The sequence below is a fragment of the Pseudomonas sp. LBUM1676 genome (genome assembly GCF_059695605.1).
This window is the reverse complement of the sequence record NZ_CP166777.1, coordinates 574,889-592,361: the sequence shown is the minus strand read 5'-3', so window position 1 is coordinate 592,361 and position 17,473 is coordinate 574,889. Positions and strand designations below refer to the sequence as shown.

The 17,473-nt window shown below is 57.5% G+C and carries 17 protein-coding genes; 10 read left to right on the top strand and 7 right to left on the bottom strand.

What is annotated here, in order from left to right:
- The first annotated feature begins 148 nt into the window (after nt 1-148).
- The 3 genes from ACA041_RS02665 (at nt 149) to ACA041_RS02655 (ending at nt 2,452) form a co-directional block, all read left to right on the top strand.
- Nucleotides 149-757, top strand: coding sequence for a hypothetical protein (locus ACA041_RS02665; RefSeq protein WP_497439764.1), 609 nt, complete (start codon nt 149-151; stop codon nt 755-757).
- 181 nt (nt 758-938) lie between these two features.
- Nucleotides 939-1,697 carry a hypothetical protein gene (locus tag ACA041_RS02660; RefSeq protein WP_497439763.1) on the top strand — a complete coding sequence of 253 codons (759 nt, stop codon included), beginning with the start codon at nt 939-941 and terminating at the stop codon, nt 1,695-1,697.
- A 74-nt stretch (nt 1,698-1,771) separates the two neighbouring features.
- The gene (locus tag ACA041_RS02655) at nt 1,772-2,452 is read left to right on the top strand and encodes a hypothetical protein (protein WP_497439762.1); all 681 of its coding nucleotides are present in this window, start codon (nt 1,772-1,774) and stop codon (nt 2,450-2,452) included.
- Nucleotides 2,453-2,535: 83 nt separating this feature from the next.
- Here the strand turns inward: ACA041_RS02655 and ACA041_RS02650 are convergent, their stop codons facing one another.
- Nucleotides 2,536-4,605 (bottom strand): AsmA family protein, encoded by a 2,070-nt coding sequence (locus ACA041_RS02650; RefSeq protein WP_497439761.1) that lies wholly within the window; start codon nt 4,603-4,605, stop codon nt 2,536-2,538.
- A gap of 385 nt (nt 4,606-4,990) precedes the next feature.
- On the opposite strand from ACA041_RS02650, the gene ACA041_RS02645 reads away from it, so the two are divergent.
- The 7 genes from ACA041_RS02645 to ACA041_RS02615 all read left to right on the top strand — a co-directional run bounded on the left by ACA041_RS02645 (nt 4,991) and on the right by ACA041_RS02615 (nt 10,297).
- Nucleotides 4,991-5,545 carry a WD40 repeat domain-containing protein gene (locus tag ACA041_RS02645; protein ID WP_497439760.1) on the top strand — a complete coding sequence of 185 codons (555 nt, stop codon included), beginning with the start codon at nt 4,991-4,993 and terminating at the stop codon, nt 5,543-5,545.
- A 172-nt stretch (nt 5,546-5,717) separates the two neighbouring features.
- Nucleotides 5,718-6,350, top strand: a complete 633-nt coding sequence (locus tag ACA041_RS02640) for a TetR family transcriptional regulator (RefSeq protein WP_497441996.1) — start codon at nt 5,718-5,720, stop codon at nt 6,348-6,350.
- Nucleotides 6,351-6,545: 195 nt separating this feature from the next.
- On the top strand, nt 6,546-7,046 hold the full coding sequence (ureE, locus tag ACA041_RS02635; RefSeq protein WP_497439759.1) for an urease accessory protein UreE: 501 nt from the start codon (nt 6,546-6,548) through the stop codon (nt 7,044-7,046).
- A complete protein-coding gene (locus ACA041_RS02630) occupies nt 7,043-7,717 on the top strand; it encodes an urease accessory protein UreF (protein ID WP_497439758.1) in 675 nt (224 codons plus the stop codon). The genes ureE and ACA041_RS02630 overlap by 4 nt, the downstream gene beginning before the upstream one ends.
- Nucleotides 7,718-7,739: 22 nt before the next feature.
- Nucleotides 7,740-8,354 (top strand): urease accessory protein UreG, encoded by a 615-nt coding sequence (ureG, locus tag ACA041_RS02625; protein ID WP_461961545.1) that lies wholly within the window; start codon nt 7,740-7,742, stop codon nt 8,352-8,354.
- Between the two features lie 34 nt (nt 8,355-8,388).
- Nucleotides 8,389-8,961: a HupE/UreJ family protein gene (locus ACA041_RS02620; RefSeq protein ID WP_497439757.1), complete on the top strand. Its 573-nt coding sequence runs from the start codon at nt 8,389-8,391 to the stop codon at nt 8,959-8,961.
- A 208-nt stretch (nt 8,962-9,169) separates the two neighbouring features.
- Entirely contained in the window at nt 9,170-10,297 is a 1,128-nt protein-coding gene (locus ACA041_RS02615) for an AGE family epimerase/isomerase (protein ID WP_497439756.1), read from the top strand.
- Between the two features lie 137 nt (nt 10,298-10,434).
- On the opposite strand, the gene ACA041_RS02610 is transcribed toward ACA041_RS02615, so the two are convergent.
- The 6 genes from ACA041_RS02610 to ACA041_RS02585 form a co-directional block, all read right to left on the bottom strand.
- Nucleotides 10,435-11,205, bottom strand: coding sequence for an SDR family oxidoreductase (locus tag ACA041_RS02610; RefSeq protein ID WP_497439755.1), 771 nt, complete (start codon nt 11,203-11,205; stop codon nt 10,435-10,437).
- 843 nt (nt 11,206-12,048) lie between these two features.
- Complete coding sequence (locus ACA041_RS02605; protein WP_497439754.1) at nt 12,049-12,765, bottom strand: ABC transporter ATP-binding protein; 717 nt, start codon at nt 12,763-12,765, stop codon at nt 12,049-12,051.
- Nucleotides 12,762-13,634 (bottom strand): ABC transporter ATP-binding protein, encoded by an 873-nt coding sequence (locus tag ACA041_RS02600; RefSeq protein ID WP_497439753.1) that lies wholly within the window; start codon nt 13,632-13,634, stop codon nt 12,762-12,764. Before ACA041_RS02600 ends, ACA041_RS02605 begins: the two co-directional genes overlap by 4 nt.
- Nucleotides 13,631-14,914 (bottom strand): high-affinity branched-chain amino acid ABC transporter permease LivM, encoded by a 1,284-nt coding sequence (gene livM / locus ACA041_RS02595; protein ID WP_497439752.1) that lies wholly within the window; start codon nt 14,912-14,914, stop codon nt 13,631-13,633. The genes ACA041_RS02600 and livM overlap by 4 nt, the downstream gene beginning before the upstream one ends.
- Nucleotides 14,915-14,917: 3 nt before the next feature.
- Complete coding sequence (locus ACA041_RS02590; protein ID WP_253435635.1) at nt 14,918-15,832, bottom strand: ABC transporter permease subunit; 915 nt, start codon at nt 15,830-15,832, stop codon at nt 14,918-14,920.
- Between the two features lie 171 nt (nt 15,833-16,003).
- Nucleotides 16,004-17,137 (bottom strand): ABC transporter substrate-binding protein, encoded by a 1,134-nt coding sequence (locus tag ACA041_RS02585; protein ID WP_461961550.1) that lies wholly within the window; start codon nt 17,135-17,137, stop codon nt 16,004-16,006.
- Between the last annotated feature and the right edge of the window lie 336 nt (nt 17,138-17,473).

Sequence of the window (17,473 nt, the reverse complement as noted above, 5' to 3'; positions counted from 1 at the left end):
CGCTTCGCACCAGCGTTATTTCGGAGATGCCATCATAAAGCAAACAATTGACACTTACCTTGTCAGTGGAAATATAACCGTTTTTTTCGGGCAACATACTGACGCTTTCAAACAAGACATATTGCACACTAGCTTGTGCGGCCATTTATTGTCTCAGAAACTCAACAACGGCCTGACATCATGGTCCACTTACACAAGCGCGGTAAAAGCTTTGGACTGGATCGGGGGTAGCTCGCAGCTAAATTTATTTAAATTTGAAAACAGCAAGCTCTCGAATATTATTGACCTGTGTATTGGCAAAACCCTGAAACACAATGAAAAAGCAGTAGTGGGCACAATACTCAAAAAACTGGCCAGACTTCCAAGCGACTCATCCGCTGCCAAGAGCGTGACCAACAGACTCGAGTCCAATGCTTCTGACGTCACCTACACGACGGCTTCTCGCCCCCCTTTCAAGCAGTCATACGCGACTTCAGTTGCACTAACCATCCTATCCGACAACAAAACCATTACAACTCTGCAAGTCTCGTTTAGAACTGATAATTTGAGTGGGCTCGACGTTCTGGATAACCCGACATTGAAAGCACTGAACGAGGTTTACAACAGGCGTTTGTTGATCAGCATTTTCAATGAACGCAAATACCATACCAAGCGCGCGCAGGTGTTGAAAAAGCTTGGCAACAAACCCCTGACCGAACTGCTTCGCATCACCGATTTTCTTCATATTGAAGCGCAAGGGACAAGGCAGACAACTTGATATTGTAAATAATAAAGCCGTATTGAATCAGCTCTCAATATGGCTTTTCATTTACCCATTACAACCACGCATTTCAACTAACAGCATACAGTTACAAAGACTCACTGGACGTCCTAACTCAATTCTTTATAGTCGATCTACAGGCACACTGTCTGATCACACACTATAAAGGATTATAGCCATGCATATTGAACAACGACTCGAATTTCTGGACTCTCTCCCATCCCTACCAAAAACCAATACGCCCTCCATTCGAACCTTTGCCCCTGAAACGCCGATTGATCCAAGCAAGCCAAGCGGTACTGTCGGGACAGAGATGGTCAATCTATTCATGGCGGACGTTTCTATACAGAACCGTAAAGACGTCAATAGTTGCAAGCAGTTAGTACAGAACGCTGCAACCAAACTTTATGACCCGCAAAAGGAACTGTACCAGTGGTACAAATACTATACAGATACATTGACAAAGCTCGGCTGGATTATTCAGGCCTCCCAACTAAAGGAGCAGACCATTAAACGTAGCGGCCTGACGATGGATATCGTGGCGCTCTATGTGATGCAAGGTTTTGTGGGGGCCAATGTTACAAAGCTGGGAGAATTGGCTGCCAAAGCGGTAGACGGCATCAAAAAAGACGACGGCCTGGTTAATATCTACAACCGTACAGCCAACGTCGGAAAGGACGCCAAATTTGATATGTCGCCAGTATGGCAGACCAAGGAAGGTTACCCGGCGATGATTCTTAACTGCAACAGCCTGGATGTAAGTGAAAGCAGTCGAGGCATTCTCTGGTGGAAGTCGACCACACAGGAAACACACATAAAAACAGCAGCGCAACTTGTCTATCTTAACGTCGACAATTACACCCCGATACGTGAAGGCATTCTTGCCAAAATTGCAAACACCGCCAAAAATGCGCTCGCCGAAATTCCGGACATGTAAAAAAATCTTAAGAAAGTAGCTCATCACCCATCATGAGCTACTTCTACAATCACAAATGACAAGCGAGAATTCGGATGACTGACACTTCACTGGACATGTACATCGTCGATGGAAATATTACTTGTTTTCTTGGCCAGCACTCAAACTCCTTCAAGCAGGATGTTTTGAACTCCAGCTTACTCGCAAACCTGGCTTCAATCTCGAACGGAATTGCCTCTGACGCTTGGTTCCACGCCTATATGAAACTTTTGGGATCCCTATACTGGACAACAAAAAGCCATGCCAGCCGATACCCCAAAATTAAATCGGTGAGCGTACTCAAGCTCGCCCAACTCGCGTTGTCCAATTACCTATCGACCGTTGAACAGGACCAACTGGCTAAATGCCTTGCCTTTATAAAAAAGTTGCCTGAGGACTCCGACGCTCGGTCCGCGCTGCTTCACAGGATTCAATCAACAGATATGGATAATGATCAACCACTGAACACGGTCTGCCCCCTGCTGACCATTGTCTGCGAAAACAAGATGATCATTTCATCGATTATCCGTTTCGAAACAGTTGATCCCGTCGACGTTACCATTCTCGACGAGGAGCTACCCTTGAAAAAAATAATCGGCGCGCCACAAATCAATCAATGGATCACTTATCTGGAAGAAAGCGATTATGCCGACGCCCGGAATCTGGTAATAGGAAAACTTGGTAGCAAGATCAAAACCAAACTGTTTCATCTGGATGCGACGCCACTGTCGCACTAGCTACTACGCAACATTCGTAGCGCACACTTGGCACTCAAGGCCAATAACGTGCGCCGCGAAACAATCGCCCGGCCCTTCAGACCTTAGCCTTTCACGGTCTTGGGTGCCTTGCCCGCCTTCATCTGCTCCAGCAACGGCGCACACTGATTCGGCTCGCCCCCGCTCGGCGCCACCAACGCCAGCAGCCCCGCCGCGGGCGCGGCAATCACACCCAGCGCAACCATCCCGGCGCCACGCAGTAACAGCGGCACGGCTTTCACACCGGCATCCGGCTTGATGAACTTGCCCCGCACGTACAGCGGCGAACGCAACGAAATCAGACGCCAGCCCTTGGATTCCGGAGAGATGGTCAGGTCCAGTTGCTCAGTCGCCATGTTTGCCGTGCCGTCGATATAGATGATGGCATTCTCGGTATCGAAGACGAACAACCGCGTAGTCGCCAGACCGGTCTTTATGTCGAAGTCGGCGGCTGCGCAGTTTATTTTTACTTCCTTGTCACCGAAGATTTTGCCGACCACGTAGTTGCCGACATTCAACCCGGCCAGCTCCATCAACTCGCGACTGATGGCGCCGTCATTGATCAGCATCTTCAGGTTGCCATTGGCAGTGCCCAGCAATTTGGCGACCGAGTTGCCGCGACCGGTGATGTCGGCATCGCCATTGAGCTCGCCGAAACTGGTTTTCATCGGTTCGAACGTCGGGAACAGCTGCTTGAGCTTGAATCCGCGTGCAGTCAGCTGTGCCCGGCCTTCCAGCGGATCGGTGTGACCGTTCAGGCGGATCTGCGCATCCAGCTTGCCACCTGCCACACCGAAGCGCAGGGGCTCAAGGCTGAGCACGCCGTCTGTCAGTACCAAATGGGTATAAAGGTCGTTGAACGGCAACTTTTCGCTGTGGACGATGCGCTTGCCGGTAAATTCGACGTCAGCATCCATGTCACGCCAGCGCTCGGTCTTGAACTCTTCGACCGGCAATACCTTATCCGCCGGTTGCTTGCTTTCGCCGCCACGGGCTTTTTGCTTGGCGTTGGAGTCTGCACCGATCAATGGCGCGAGGTCGGCAAACAGCAATTGATTGGAAACCAGCGAGCCGCTGAGTTTCGGTCGTGGCTGACTGGCGACATAGGCCAGGCTGCCGTGGATGTCGCTCGCGCCGATCTTGCCGTTGAATTCTTCATAGCGAAACGACGCGCCATCGGGCTCATGCAGCTTGGCGATCAAATGACCGTCGGTGGCATAGGGCGGCGTATCCGGCAGGGTCACGCCGGTCAAGGGGTAAAGATTGCCCAGGCTGGAGCCGGCCAGTTTCAGCCGCAAATCCAGAGCACCGAGGTTCAACGGATCGGTCAGGGTCCCGGCCAGTTCGATATTGGTGTCTGCGATCTTTACCTGAGCCTGGAGCGGAAACGGCCTGGCCGCATCCTGCAAGGCCAGCAGGCCACCAATCTTGCCTTCTCCTGCAAGCTTCTGGTTATGGTACTGACCTTTGACTTTCAGGGCGAACGCGTAATCCTGGGGCGCGGCGCCTTTCTCCTGGGCGACTTTCGCCGCTTTGTCGCCAACGATATCGCTGAACGGAATCGGTTTGCCCAGCGGGTCGATGATCAGATCGAGCTGAGTTTTCAGGCTCTGGTCGTCGAGGGTGACGTGGCCCTTGTCAAAGCCGATTGCGCCAATGTCCACCACCCAGCTTGAAGGCTCGGCGTCCGGGTCCTTGGGATCGAACTTGAAGGTCCAGTTGGCGCGACCGTCGGCCAGGCGCTGCAGGTCGGCATTGGGTTCGGTGAGGTCGATGCGCGGGATCACCACGCGCTGCGCCAGTAACGCCAGCGGTGAGAGGCGCAGTTCGACGCGTTTGAGCGTGACCATCTGCGGTTTTTTCGACCAGTCCGGATTACCCAGGCTCAGGTCTTCCGCCACCACGTGTGGCCAAGGCACCCAGGCCCGCCAGCCCCCTTCGTCGGGTTCGCGCTGCCAGATGACCGCCAGGTTGCCATTGATGGCAAACGGACGGTGCAGTTCTTCGGAAACTTTGGCGTTAAGCGGTGGTTTGATCCTGTTCCAATCGAAGAACACGATGATCAGCACCAGTACCGCCAGCAGGACAATAAGGCTGGCGAAGGTCCAGGCGAAAATTTTACGAGTGCGCGTCATTGCACAGGGCTCCTGATACGACTGAGCGCCCTGACTGCGACGCACGTGTGAAACGTTAGGCCAGAACTGGCCTGCCATGAAATCTACGACTGAAAAACGGCTCGCAGGTTTAATCCAAGACCGATTTCCTACGCAAATACTGTGTTGGTCGCCGAATCCCACTTCCTCAGCGTTACCGCACCCGCACTTTTGCGTCGCGCAAGTGAGTCGAAAATACCCACTCCGGTGCAAAAACCGCCGCCGGAAACGCCCGCGCTAGAGCCTTTTCAGCGAACAATCAATTCCGTTGATTATTACCATTGCGTTTATGAACTTTTATATCGACTTATCGAGAGTAGCATTGCCCTCGTACCCACTTTATCGCCCTCCTACGGAGCATCCAATCATGAAACGCCAATTACTGCTTAGCTTTACCCTCTCAATGCTGGCCAGCACTGCTTTTGCCCTGCCGGCTGCTGACCAGGCCACTCCGCAAGTGAAATCCAGCCACTCGGTGTTCAGCCAAACCGTCGCCGAAGGTGGCAATGATCGCCTGAAGGAAAAAGGCCTGATCACCCAGGATGGCTCGGACCGCACTCCACAAGGTCAAACCCTGGCCGCAGACGGTTCCGATCGTACCCCACAAGGTCAAACCCTGGCTGCTGACGGTTCCGACCGCACCCCACAAGGCCAGACCCTGGCTGCTGACGGTTCCGATCGCACCCCACAAGGTCAAACCCTGGCTGCTGACGGTTCCGATCGCACCCCACAAGGCCAGACCCTGGCTGCTGACGGTTCCGATCGCACTCCACAAGGTCAAACCCTGGCTGCTGACGGCTCCGATCGCACCCCACAAGGCCAGACCCTGGCTGAAGGTGGTTCCGATCGCACCCCACAAGGCCAGACCCTGGCTGAAGGTGGTGGTGACCGCGTCATCGAACGCAACAGCGCCTTGAGCTAAGCCCATGGCGGCCCTGAAAAAAAGCCCAATCCACGGATTGGGCTTTTGACTTTATAGCCTTCCACGTTTTACACGCCCCTCCTCCCCGCACGATCCCCCGATAGTCGTTCGACGCCGGTAAAGCCGATTTGCTAGAGTGCGCCGTCGTCCCTGTCTAGAAAACACCCTTGCGATGCTGCCCCGCGCCGAACAGAAACAACAGACCCGCAACGCCCTGATGGACGCTGCCCGCCACTTGATGGAATGCGGCCGAGGATTCGGCAGCCTGAGCCTGCGCGAAGTGGCGCGGACCGCCGGCATCGTGCCTACCGGTTTCTATCGGCATTTCGCCGATATGGATGAATTGGGCCTGGTGCTGGTCAGCGAAGTCGGTCAGACCTTCCGCGAGACCATCCGCCTGGTGCGCCACAACGAATTCGTCATGGGCGGCATCATCGACGCCTCCGTGCGAATCTTTCTCGACGTGGTCTCGGCCAATCGTTCGCAGTTCCTGTTTCTGGCCCGCGAGCAATACGGGGGCTCGCTGCCGGTGCGCCTGGCTATTGGTCGCTTGCGCGAAGACATCAGCTCGGACCTGGCGGCTGACTTGTCGCTGATGCCGAAATTGCAACACCTGGATATCGCCGCCCTCAGCGTGATGGCCGATCTGATCGTCAAGAGTGTGTTTGCGACCTTGCCGGACATCATCGATCCGCCGGCGCAGGCGCTGCCCGAACACCTGACGCCGCAGGCGAAGATCACCCAGCAGCTGCGGTTCATCTTTATCGGGTTGAAGCATTGGCAAGGTCTCGGAAGCACCGAGTAGTTCAGCCTGCACGTGCCCGATCCTTTTGAGTGCGCCGCAAATTGGTGCAGCGCCAACGCCCTCGCACCAAATTAATTCAGCTTTTCGCAAATCACAGAAACGTCCTACAGATTTCAGCGCCTATTTCCTACACATCGCGCCGTTGGCAAGCCCCTTGCTCTAGCCTGACTATTGTTCATTGCTGGAAGCCTACCGATGCTGGTGATTCATCGCAGAATCGACCCTCAACCCGTCTGGGCCGCCGAGTTGCACCTGACCTTCGATGCCCGGAGCAAAAGCCGCTTGCGCTGTTTCAGTGCCGAGGGTGAAGACGTCGGACTGTTTTTGGAGCGCGGTCAACCGCCACTGTATGACGGCGAATGTCTGCAGGCCGAAGACGGGCGCATCGTGCGTGTCTGTGCCCGGGCCGAATCACTGCTGCACGTCACCTGCGCCAATGCCTTCGAACTGACCCGCGCTGCCTATCACCTGGGTAACCGCCACGTAGCCCTGCAAGTCGGCGATGGCTGGTTGCGTCTGCTCGACGACTATGTGCTCAAGGCCATGCTCGAACAACTGGGTGCCAGGGTCGAGGACATCGAAGCGCCGTTCCAGCCGGAACACGGTGCCTACGGTGGTGGTCATCACCATTCACGCCATGGCGACGAAGATTTCAACTACCCGCCGAAACTGCACCAGTTCGGCGTGCGATTATGAACCCGGCCTGGGCGCTGCTGCGCCTGGCCAGTCCGCAATTGCCGATTGGTGGCTACAGCTATTCCCAAGGTCTGGAAATGGCTGTGGATAACGGTCGCGTCAATGATTCTGAGAGTGCGCGACGCTGGATCAGCGATCAGTTACTGCTCAACCTGGCGCGCTTCGAAGCGCCGCTGCTGCTCGCCCATTGCACGGCAGCGGCCGAGGAAAACTGGGCCGAACTGCTACAGCGTTGTGAAGAACACCGCGCGAGCCGGGAAACCCGCGAGCTGCATCAGGAAAGCCGGCAAATGGGTTATTCCTTGCAGCAACTGCTCAATGGCTTGCCGGAACTGGATGCCTCGGCCCGCGCCTTTCTCCAACAACAGCCCGAACCGCATCTGGCCCTCGGTTGGGCGCTGGCAGCGCGCGCCTGGCATATCAGTGCGCAGGACGCCCTGGCTGCCTGGCTCTGGAGCTGGCTGGAAAACCAACTGGCGGTGCTGATGAAAACCCTGCCCCTGGGTCAGCAAGCCGCGCAACGCCTGACCAGCGAACTGCTGCCGCTACTGCAACAGGCCCAGCAAGACGCTACCCGAATCCATCCCGAACACTATGGCAGCGCCACTTTTGGCCTGTCGCTGGCGTGCATGGCCCATGAGCGCCAGTACAGCCGTCTGTTCCGTTCCTAGGGCCTTTAATTTGGAGAATCACATGAACACACAACCTCTGCGAGTCGGCATAGGCGGCCCGGTCGGTTCCGGCAAAACCGCCCTGACCCTGGCCTTGTGCCTGGCCCTGCGCGACCGCTACAACCTGGCGGTGGTGACCAACGACATCTACACCCGCGAAGACGCCGACTTTCTGGTGCGCAATGAAGCACTGGCGCCGGAACGGATCATCGGCGTGGAGACCGGCGGCTGCCCGCACACCGCCATCCGCGAAGATGCCTCGATCAACCTGGAGGCCGTGGATCAACTGAACCGCCGCTTTCCAGGGCTGGACCTGATTCTGGTGGAGTCCGGTGGCGATAATCTTTCAGCGACGTTCAGCCCGGAACTGTCCGACCTGACCATCTACGTAATCGACGTCTCGGCCGGCGACAAGCTGCCGCGCAAGGGCGGGCCGGGGATCTGCAAATCCGATCTGCTGGTGATCAATAAAATCGACCTCGCGCCGCTGGTAGGGGCGTCGCTGGAGCTGATGGACAGCGACACCAAACGCATGCGTAACGGCAAACCCTTTGTGTTCAGCAACCAGAAAACCGGCTTGGGCCTGGAACAAATCATCGCCTTTATCGAACGCCAGGGCCTGCTGACCGCGGCCTGATCCTGCACAACGTGACCAACAAGGAAGCTTATCCATGACACTTGAACGCATTCTGGGCGCCATGGCCCTGCTGCTTACTCCGGCCATCGCCTTCGCCCACCCGGGTCATGGCGATAACGGTTTGATCGCTGGCATCAGCCACCCGATCGGTGGCCTCGATCATTTGCTGGCGATGGTTGCAGTCGGACTGTGGGCCGCGCAGCAGAAAGGTCCCGCGCGCTGGGTTTTGCCCTGCACATTCGTTGGCACCATGCTGCTAGGCGGACTGCTGGGTTTTGAAGGGCTGGACCTGCCGGCGCTGGAAAGCGGGATCGCGGCATCGGTGTTGGCGCTGGGTCTGGCGGTAGCCTTGGCGGTGCGTCCGCCGTTGAGCCTGGCGGTGGGTGCGACCGCGGTGTTCGCGCTGTTCCATGGCGTGGCACATGGTCTGGAATTGCCGGACATGTCGAATCCCTGGGCGTATGCGGCGGGGTTTGTGGGGGCGACAGCGGCTTTGCATGCGGCGGGTTATGGGGTGGTGCGGGTGTTGCCTCAGGCAGCGGCACCCCTGATTCGGCTGGTGGGTGCGGGTTCGGCGGCTACTGGAGTGTGGTTGTTGGCGGGCTGATATCTTTTTCGCCTGTGATGGCCTCTTCGCGAGCAAACCCGCTCCCACATGGAACTGTGTCGGTAACAAAATATATGTACACAGCAGATCCAATGTGGGAGCGGCGATGCGACGATTCGACTTGCTCGCGAACGCGGCCTTAAAGACACCGCCTCTCTCAGGCCTGCTAACATGTCGCGCAATCAACCTGCCGTGACGACGCCAGCCAATGCCGCCAGTTTCCCGCTCTACCTCCCAGCCTGAGTTGACCGCTTTGTTTGCCTGCGTGCAAGAGCACTTCCGGGACGTGATCGTGCCACTCTGGCTGGGCCCCGGCTGGAATGCCGACCTGGCGTTGCCCTATGAGGCGCTGGATGCCAGGCACAAACCTCTGCCACCACAGCGCTACCGCGCCATGGCGTGTGCGCGGCAGCTGTATCTGTTCTCAAGCCTGATCGGCCAGGTGTCAGGCGCTGAGGAGCGCGCCGCTGCGTTGTTCGACTCCTTGCAGCTGCATTTTCATGATGCCGAGTTTGGCGGCTGGTTCTACAGCATCGATCCACACGGGGCGCCGCTGGATCAGCGCAAAGACCTCTATACCCACGCCTTCATTCTGTTCGCTTGCGCCCATTACTGGGACAGGATTCGCGAGCCGCAGGTGGAGTCGGTGCTCAACGCGGCACTGGAAGTGATTGCACAGCGCTTCGCCACAGGTGACGGCCTGTACGAAGCGAGCCTTGATCGTGATTGGTCATCGCTCGACACAGGGCCGCTGCAGAATCCTTTGATGCACCTGGCCGAAGCCTTCCTCGCCACGCTGTCGGTGCGCGAAGACGATGCCGTGCAAGGCGCGCTCGTCGATTTATGCACAGCCATGCACAAGCGTTTTATCGATCCGCAGCATGATGTGTTGATGGAAAAACCACTGGGGGCTGTGGATAACTGGTTTGAACCAGGGCATCAGTTCGAATGGTATTTCCTGCTCGAGTCTTCACCACTGCTTCGTGGTTCGACACTGCACGGCTCGCTGGAACGTGCTTTTGCGTTCACCGAGCAACGGGGTGTCGATCAACAGACCGGTGCAGTGCAGGCGATGCTGGATCTGGATGGGCGCGCCAAGGATGCCACCCAACGAATCTGGGCCCAGGCTGAATACCTGCGGGCGCTGACACTGCGTCCAGGCAGTGAGGCCGCCGTGCTGCGCCAATTGCAGGCGTTGCAGCAGCGCGCGCTACATGCAGGCGGCTGGTATGAGTGCCGGGATGAGAGGGGTGAAGTGAGTCGTCAGGATATGCCCTCGACTACGCCTTATCACCTGGCGACCTGCTATCGCGGATTAGTCGACTATCTCGGCTGACTGTAAGGCCGCTTTCGCGAGCAAGGCCGCTCCCACATTGGATCTGCTGTGTTCACATATTTTGTTACCGACGCAGTTCCAATGTGGGAGCGGCGGTGCGACGATTCGACTTGCTCGCGAAGAACGATAACGCGGTCTTACGCCTTGCCACCATTACGCTCAATCGCAAACCCATTCCAGCTCTGGCTCACCGGCATCAGCTCCAGGCTGTTGATGTTGATGTGCGCCGGGGCGTTGAGTACCCAGAAGATCGTATCGGCGATGTCTTGCGGCTGGATCGGCTCGGCACCGGCGTAGGTCGCGTTGTAACGTTCCTGGTCACCGGCAAAACGCACCAGCGAGAACTCGCTTTCGCACAGGCCCGGCTCGATATTGCTGACGCGCACGCCGGTACCTTGCAGGTCGCAGCGCAGGTTCAGCGAGAACTGTTTGACGAACGCCTTGCTCGCGCCATACACGTGGCTGCCCGGGTACGGGTAGTTGCCGGCGACGGAGCCGAGGTTGACGATACCGGCACCGCGTCCATGGGCGATCAGGCGCGGCAACAGCAGGCGCGTGCTGTACATCAGGCCTTTGATGTTGGTGTCTACCATGGTGTCCCAATCGTCGAGGTCACACTTGGGCGCCGGGTCAACGCCCAGGGCCAGGCCGGCGTTGTTGATCAGCCCGCGCAGTTTGGCGAACGAGGGCGGCAAGCTGGCTATCGCTTCCTCCATGGCCTTGCGATCACGCACGTCGAGCACCAGGCCATGGACCTCGGTCTGCTTCGACAACTCGGCGCACAGGGCATTGAGGCGCTCTTCACGACGGCCTGTCAGCACCAGTTTCCAGCCGGCGTCGGCAAAACGACGGGCACAGGCTTCACCAAAACCGGAGGTCGCGCCGGTAATAAACAGGGTGTTGGACATCGTGTTCTCCTTGTTTCGGCTGGCGAGCAGCCAATGGGATGAATAATCAGCTGGCAGCATGCCCGGCCACGCTTCCACCGGCAACACGCGATCGCGTTTTTGTATGAAAAGTGATCAATCGTGGCCAAGCCTTGTCCAGCGTGGCTTCCAGCCATGTGCGCGCACCTTATCCACAGCCCCATCCACACATTCCGGGGGCAAGTGGAAAAGCTGAAACCCGCTGTGCACAAGGCTTGGCGAGCAGTTTTGAAATTTTTTTACTTGACCCTGGCCATCCCGCCGTGCAGCCCCAAGGCAATTTGCACGATTCGGGGTGGAACCGACGATGGCGCCAAGCCAGTAACTACGGCCTCCAGCTGAGTCTTTCCAGAGTTTAACCACAGACTTATCCACAGGCAGGCCCTGCTCATTTCAGCGCGTTTTCGTCATCATTAAAAGGGTTGACAACGGCGGCTTTGCACACGGCAAAAACACCTGATCAAAAAACAACCACATCTCTGCAGCCCACGAATTCAAAGGCTTGCAGCCAGCTACTCCCACGTTATTCACAGCCAGCTCCACAGCAAACGGGGACAAGTCAAAACTGTGACAAAACAACTATTTGCAGCGGCTTTATGTCGCGCTTTAAGAGGTCGTGAATATTGTTTTCCACAATTTCGCAAGAGCAGCCCGTAGGGGCTCGATTGTTCGCTGTGGCAAACAGGATAATGTGAGCATTCTGGATAAATGCGTCGTCCTGAAGACCTTCGCGAGCAAGCTCGCTCATACAGGGTATTGGGTGTATTGGAGATGTGAAAAAGCCCCGGCGATTACTCGCCGGGGCTTTTCATTGCGGTGCAGGACTCAGTGTCCGCCGAGGTAAGCGCTACGCACGTCTTCGTTGACCAGCAGCTCCTTGCCGGTGCCTGTGATGCGGATCTCGCCGTTGACCATCACATAGGCCCGATCCGACAGTCTGAGGGCGTGGTTGGCGTTCTGCTCGACCAGGAAGATGGTCATGCCGGTACGCGCCAGCTCCCGCAGGGTCGCGAAGATCTGCTTTACCACAATCGGTGCCAACCCCAGGCTTGGCTCATCGAGCAACAGCAACTTCGGCCGGCTCATCAATGCACGGGCGATGGCCAGCATTTGCTGTTCGCCACCGGACATGGTCATTGCCCGCTGGGTACGTCGCTCCTTGAGCCGTGGAAACAGCTCGAACATGCGTTGCATATCCTCGGTGGCGTACTTGTCACCAATAGGAATGGTGCCCATCAGCAGGTTTTCCTCGACGGTCATGTCGGGGAATACCCGCCGACCTTCCGGCGACTGGGCAATGCCGTGGGATGCGATGTAGTGGGACGACTTGTGAGTGATATCCACCCCTTGATAGACGATCGCCCCGCCTGCCGCCCGCGGCTGACCGAAAATCGACATCAGCAGGGTTGACTTGCCAGCGCCGTTGGAGCCGATCAGGCTGACGGTTTCACCTTCGTTGATGTGCAGCGAGACTTTCTTCAGGGCCTGGATCGGCCCGTAAAACACGTCCAGTTCCTTGAGTTCGAGGATGGGTTGGCTCATACCACCTCCTCTTCATCGGCGCCCAGGTAAGCGGCAATCACTTTTGGATCGTTGCGGATGGCCTCAGGCCCGCCTTCGGCGATGACGATGCCGTGGTCCAGCACCACGATGTGATCGGAAATGCTCATTACCATGCCCATGTCGTGTTCGATCAGCACCACGGTCAGATCGTGCTCGTCGCGCAGCAGCCGGATCATCGCGCTCAGCGCTTCGGTTTCCTGAGGGTTGAGGCCGGCGGCCGGTTCGTCGAGGCAGATGATCTGTGGCCGGGTACACATCGCCCGGGCGATTTCCAGACGGCGTTGCTGGCCGTAGGACAGTTCACCGGCCAGACGGTTGGCGCAGTCCACCAGGTCCACGACTTCCAGCCAGTAGAAGGCGTGGTCCAGCGCATCGCTTTCGGCCTTGCGGTAGCCCTTGGTGTTGAGGATGCCGGCCAACATGTTGCGGTTGACCCACATGTGCTGGGCCACCAGCAGGTTTTCCAGCACCGACATTTCCTTGAACAGGCGAATGTTCTGGAACGTACGCGCCAGCCCGGCACGGTTCACCAGGTGGGTGCCGCCGAACATCTTGTAGCGCATCCGGGTGATGAAGCTTTTCGGCGAAACGAAATCCGTGGCTTTGAACGATTCGCCCAGCAGCTGGATGACATCGGTGCGCTCGCCGCGGGTATTGAGTTCGATCTTGCCGCCGGAGGCCTTGTAGAACCCGGTCAGGCAGTTGAACACGGTGGTCTTGCCGGCGCCGTTGGGGCCGATCAGGGCGAATATCGAGTTGCGATGCACCTTGAGGCTGACATCGCTCAACGCCTTGATGCCGCCGAAGTGCATCATCAGCTTCTCGACCGAGAGTACGACTTCGCTCATGGCGCTACTCCTTTACGCGGGGTCACACCGGTACGGCTGATCCGAATCAGGCCGCGCGGTCGCCAGATCATCATCAACACCATCAACACGCCGAACAGCAACACGCGATATTCCGCAAAGCCGCGCAGCAGTTCCGGGGCAACGGTCAGCACGAAGGCTGCAATCACCACGCCGATGGTCGAACCCATGCCGCCGAGTACCACGATGGCGAGGATCAGGGCCGATTCAAAGAAGGTAAACGAGGTCGGGTTGACGAAGCCCTGGTAGGTGGCGAAGAACACCCCGGCCAGACCGGCCGTCGATGCACCGATGGTGAAGGCTGAGAGCTTGACCAGCACGTGGTTCAGGCCCATCGAGCGGCAGGCGATTTCGTCTTCGCGCAGGGCTTCCCAGGCGCGGCCGACCGGCATCTTGACCAGACGATGCTTGATGTACAGCACGGCCAGCACCACCAGGAACAACACCGCGTAGATGAAGTAATACTTCACGTCCGGGTTATAGGCGATGCCGAAGAACTCATGGAACGGGACACCGCCCTCCTTCGCGCGCTTGCCGAACTCGAGGCCGAAGAAAGTCGGCAACGGAGCCGCCATGCCATTCGGGCCGCCGGTCAGGGACAGCCAGTTGTTGAGGACCAGGCGAATGATTTCGCCGAACCCCAGGGTCACGATCGCCAGGTAATCACCGTGCAGCCGCAACACCGGAAATCCGAGGATGCAACCGGCCAGGCCAGCGACGATTGCCGCCAGCGGCAGCACCGTCCAGAAACCCAGTCCGAGGTATTGATAACCCAGCGCCAGGCCGTAGGCACCGATGGCGTAGAACGCCACGTAACCCAGATCGAGCAGACCGGCCAGGCCGACCACGATATTCAGGCCCAGGCCCAGCAATACGTAGATCAGCCCGAGGATCACCACGCCCAGCAGGTAGGAGTTGGAGAAGAACGGGAACACCACGGCAACGAGGATCAACAGCGGGATGATCCAGCGCAACCGGGATTTGTAATCAGGCGGCAGTACATGAACCCCGGAGCCGGTGCTTTCAAAGCCTTCAAGAATCTTCAGGCCCTTGGGCGTTTGCAGGAACAGGCTCAGGGCAAACCGGCCAGCCATGACGATGGCGACAATCCACGCCACCCGGGTCGTTTCCATATTGAAGCCGTAGCCGTCGAGGACCACGCCGACAATCGGGCCGAACACAATCAGGGCGACAAGGCCGGCAAGAATCGCGTCAACCAGGCTACTTTTGAGATCAATGGTTTTATGAGTGGTTGAAGACATCGCTTACACCTTCGACACAAGAGGACGGCCGAGCAGGCCTTGGGGCCGAAAGACCAGAACGAGAACGAGCAGCGAGAAGCTGAAAACGTCTTTGTAGTCCGAGTTGACCAAACCGGAGAACAGCGACTCGGAGATCCCGAGAATGATCCCGCCGAGCATCGCGCCAGGCAGCGAACCGATGCCGCCGAGTACCGCTGCGGTGAACGCCTTGATGCCGATGATGAAGCCGGCATAGAAGTCGAACGTGCCGTAGTTCATGGTGATCAGCACGCCGGCAAGGGCCGCCATCGCTGCACCGATGATGAACACGTAGGAAATCACGCGGTCGGTGTTGATCCCCAGGATCGAGGCCATCTTGCGGTCTTGCTGGGTGGCGCGGCACATGCGGCCGAGCTTGGTGTACTTGATGACGTAGGTCAGCAGGGCCATGCCGGCGAATGCGGCAATCAGGATGAATACCTTGGTGTAGGTCAACTGCACGAAACCGGTGCCGATTTCGACGCGCCAAGCTCCCGTCAGCAAGGTCGGAACACCTTGTTGCTTCGCGCCTTGGGCGATCTGGGCATAGTTCTGCAGGATCAGCGAAATCCCGATGGCGCTGATCAGCGGTGCCAGTCGAGTGGAGTTGCGCAGGGGCTTGTAGGCGACGCGCTCGATGACCCAGCCATACACCGCCGTAACCACGATGGTGAAGATCAAGGTGCCGAGCATCAGCAGCGGGAAGGATTCAATACCGAAGTATGCCAGCAGAGCCAGACTGATTGCCGCGAGGTAAGCGGAAATCATGTAAACCTCGCCGTGGGCGAAGTTGATCATGCCGATGATGCCATAGACCATTGTGTAGCCGATGGCGATCAGGCCATAGACCGACCCGAGGGTCAGGCCGTTGACCAGTTGCTGCAGGAAAATACCATCCATAACGCAATCTCACGCATTTGAGAGACTGCACAGAAGCCGGGTGCGACGGACCGGGGTTCAGCCGCCGAAGCAACTCGGTTATGTGCAGCTCTACGAGAAAAGACAGGTACTGCACGGACATGTTGTTTGATTGCCCGGTGCACAAGGCACCGGGCGAATCAGCAGTTCATATCACTTCTGCTTTTCCAGTTGGTGGTATTTGCCATCCTTGTCCCACTGGTAAACCACGTAGTCGGAGACTTTCAGGTCGCCCTTGGCGTCCCAGGTCTTCTCGCCCATCACGGTTTTGACCGGGTTTTTCTTCAGCCACTCGGCAGCCTTTTCGCCGCTGTTGGACTTGGCGCCGTTGAAGGCTGCAGCCAGGGTCTGAACCGAAGCGTAGGCGTACAGGGTGTAGCCTTCAGGCTCGGTGCCTTTCTTGCGGAACTCGTCCACTACAGTCTTGCTGTCTGGCAGCATGCGCGGGTCGGCGCCGAAGGTCATCAGCACGCCGTCAACGAATTGCGGGCCGCCAGCGGTGGTCACCAGTTCGTCGGTCACGATGCCGTCATCGGACATGAACTTGACGTCTTTGAGACCTTGCTCACGCAGTTGACGGACCAGAGGACCGGCTTCCGGGTGCAGACCGCCGAAGTAGACGACATCGGCGCCAGCGCCACGGATTTTGGTAACGATGGTGCTGAAGTCTTTCTCGCCACGGGTCAGGCCTTCATACAACACAGGCTTCACGCCGCGCTTTTCCAGCTGGGCCTTGGTAGCGTCCGCCAGACCCTGACCGTAGGTGTCCTTGTCGTGCAGGACGACGACTTTCTTGCCCTTGAGCACGTCGACGATGTAGTCACCGGCCACGATGCCTTGCTGATCGTCACGCCCGCACATACGGAACATGGCGCTCAGGCCGCGTTCGGTAACTGCCGGGTTGGTGGAACCAGGGGTGATTGCAATGATGCCCGCTTCGTCGTAGATCTCGGAGGCCGGGATGGTCGACGAGGAGCAGAAGTGACCGACTACGCCGGCGACTTTCTGGTTGGTCAGGTCCTTGGCGACCGTCACAGCCTGTTTCGGTTCGCAGGCGTCATCGCCCTTCACCAGGACGATTTTTTCCCCGTTTACGCCGCCCGCAGCGTTGACCGCATCGGCCGCCGCTTGTGCACCCTTCATGTACTGCTCGCCAAATGCCGCGTTGGCACCTGTCATTGGGCCCGCCACACCAATTTTTACGTCAGCCTGTGCAAACGCAGAAACACCCAACGCAGTTGCCACTGCGAGGGCCAGAAAGCCTTTCTTGTAAAACGTCTGGGACATGAGGTGGTGCTCCAAGGTTTTTTTTTAGTTGGCACTGCGACTTCACTGAATGCTCAGAGCAAGGGCCGTGCCATCGGTTTTTTATTCTGAGAAAAGTCGCTACCTTATTGTTCTTTCGACTGTTTCGATCCCATTTTCATTGGGCGTGCAACCGTCTAAACCGCGGAAGGTGAAACCATTTATTTTTAAAGGCGCAACCCGCATGCGCCATCATTGCAACCGCGGCGCCAAACGACGTGCAACCAGCCTGTAACAACGTGCGTCACCGAAGTGCACACTGCTGGTGCGGGACTGCTACAACCCGCACCACTACAGGCTAGTCGTTACGCGAAAAAA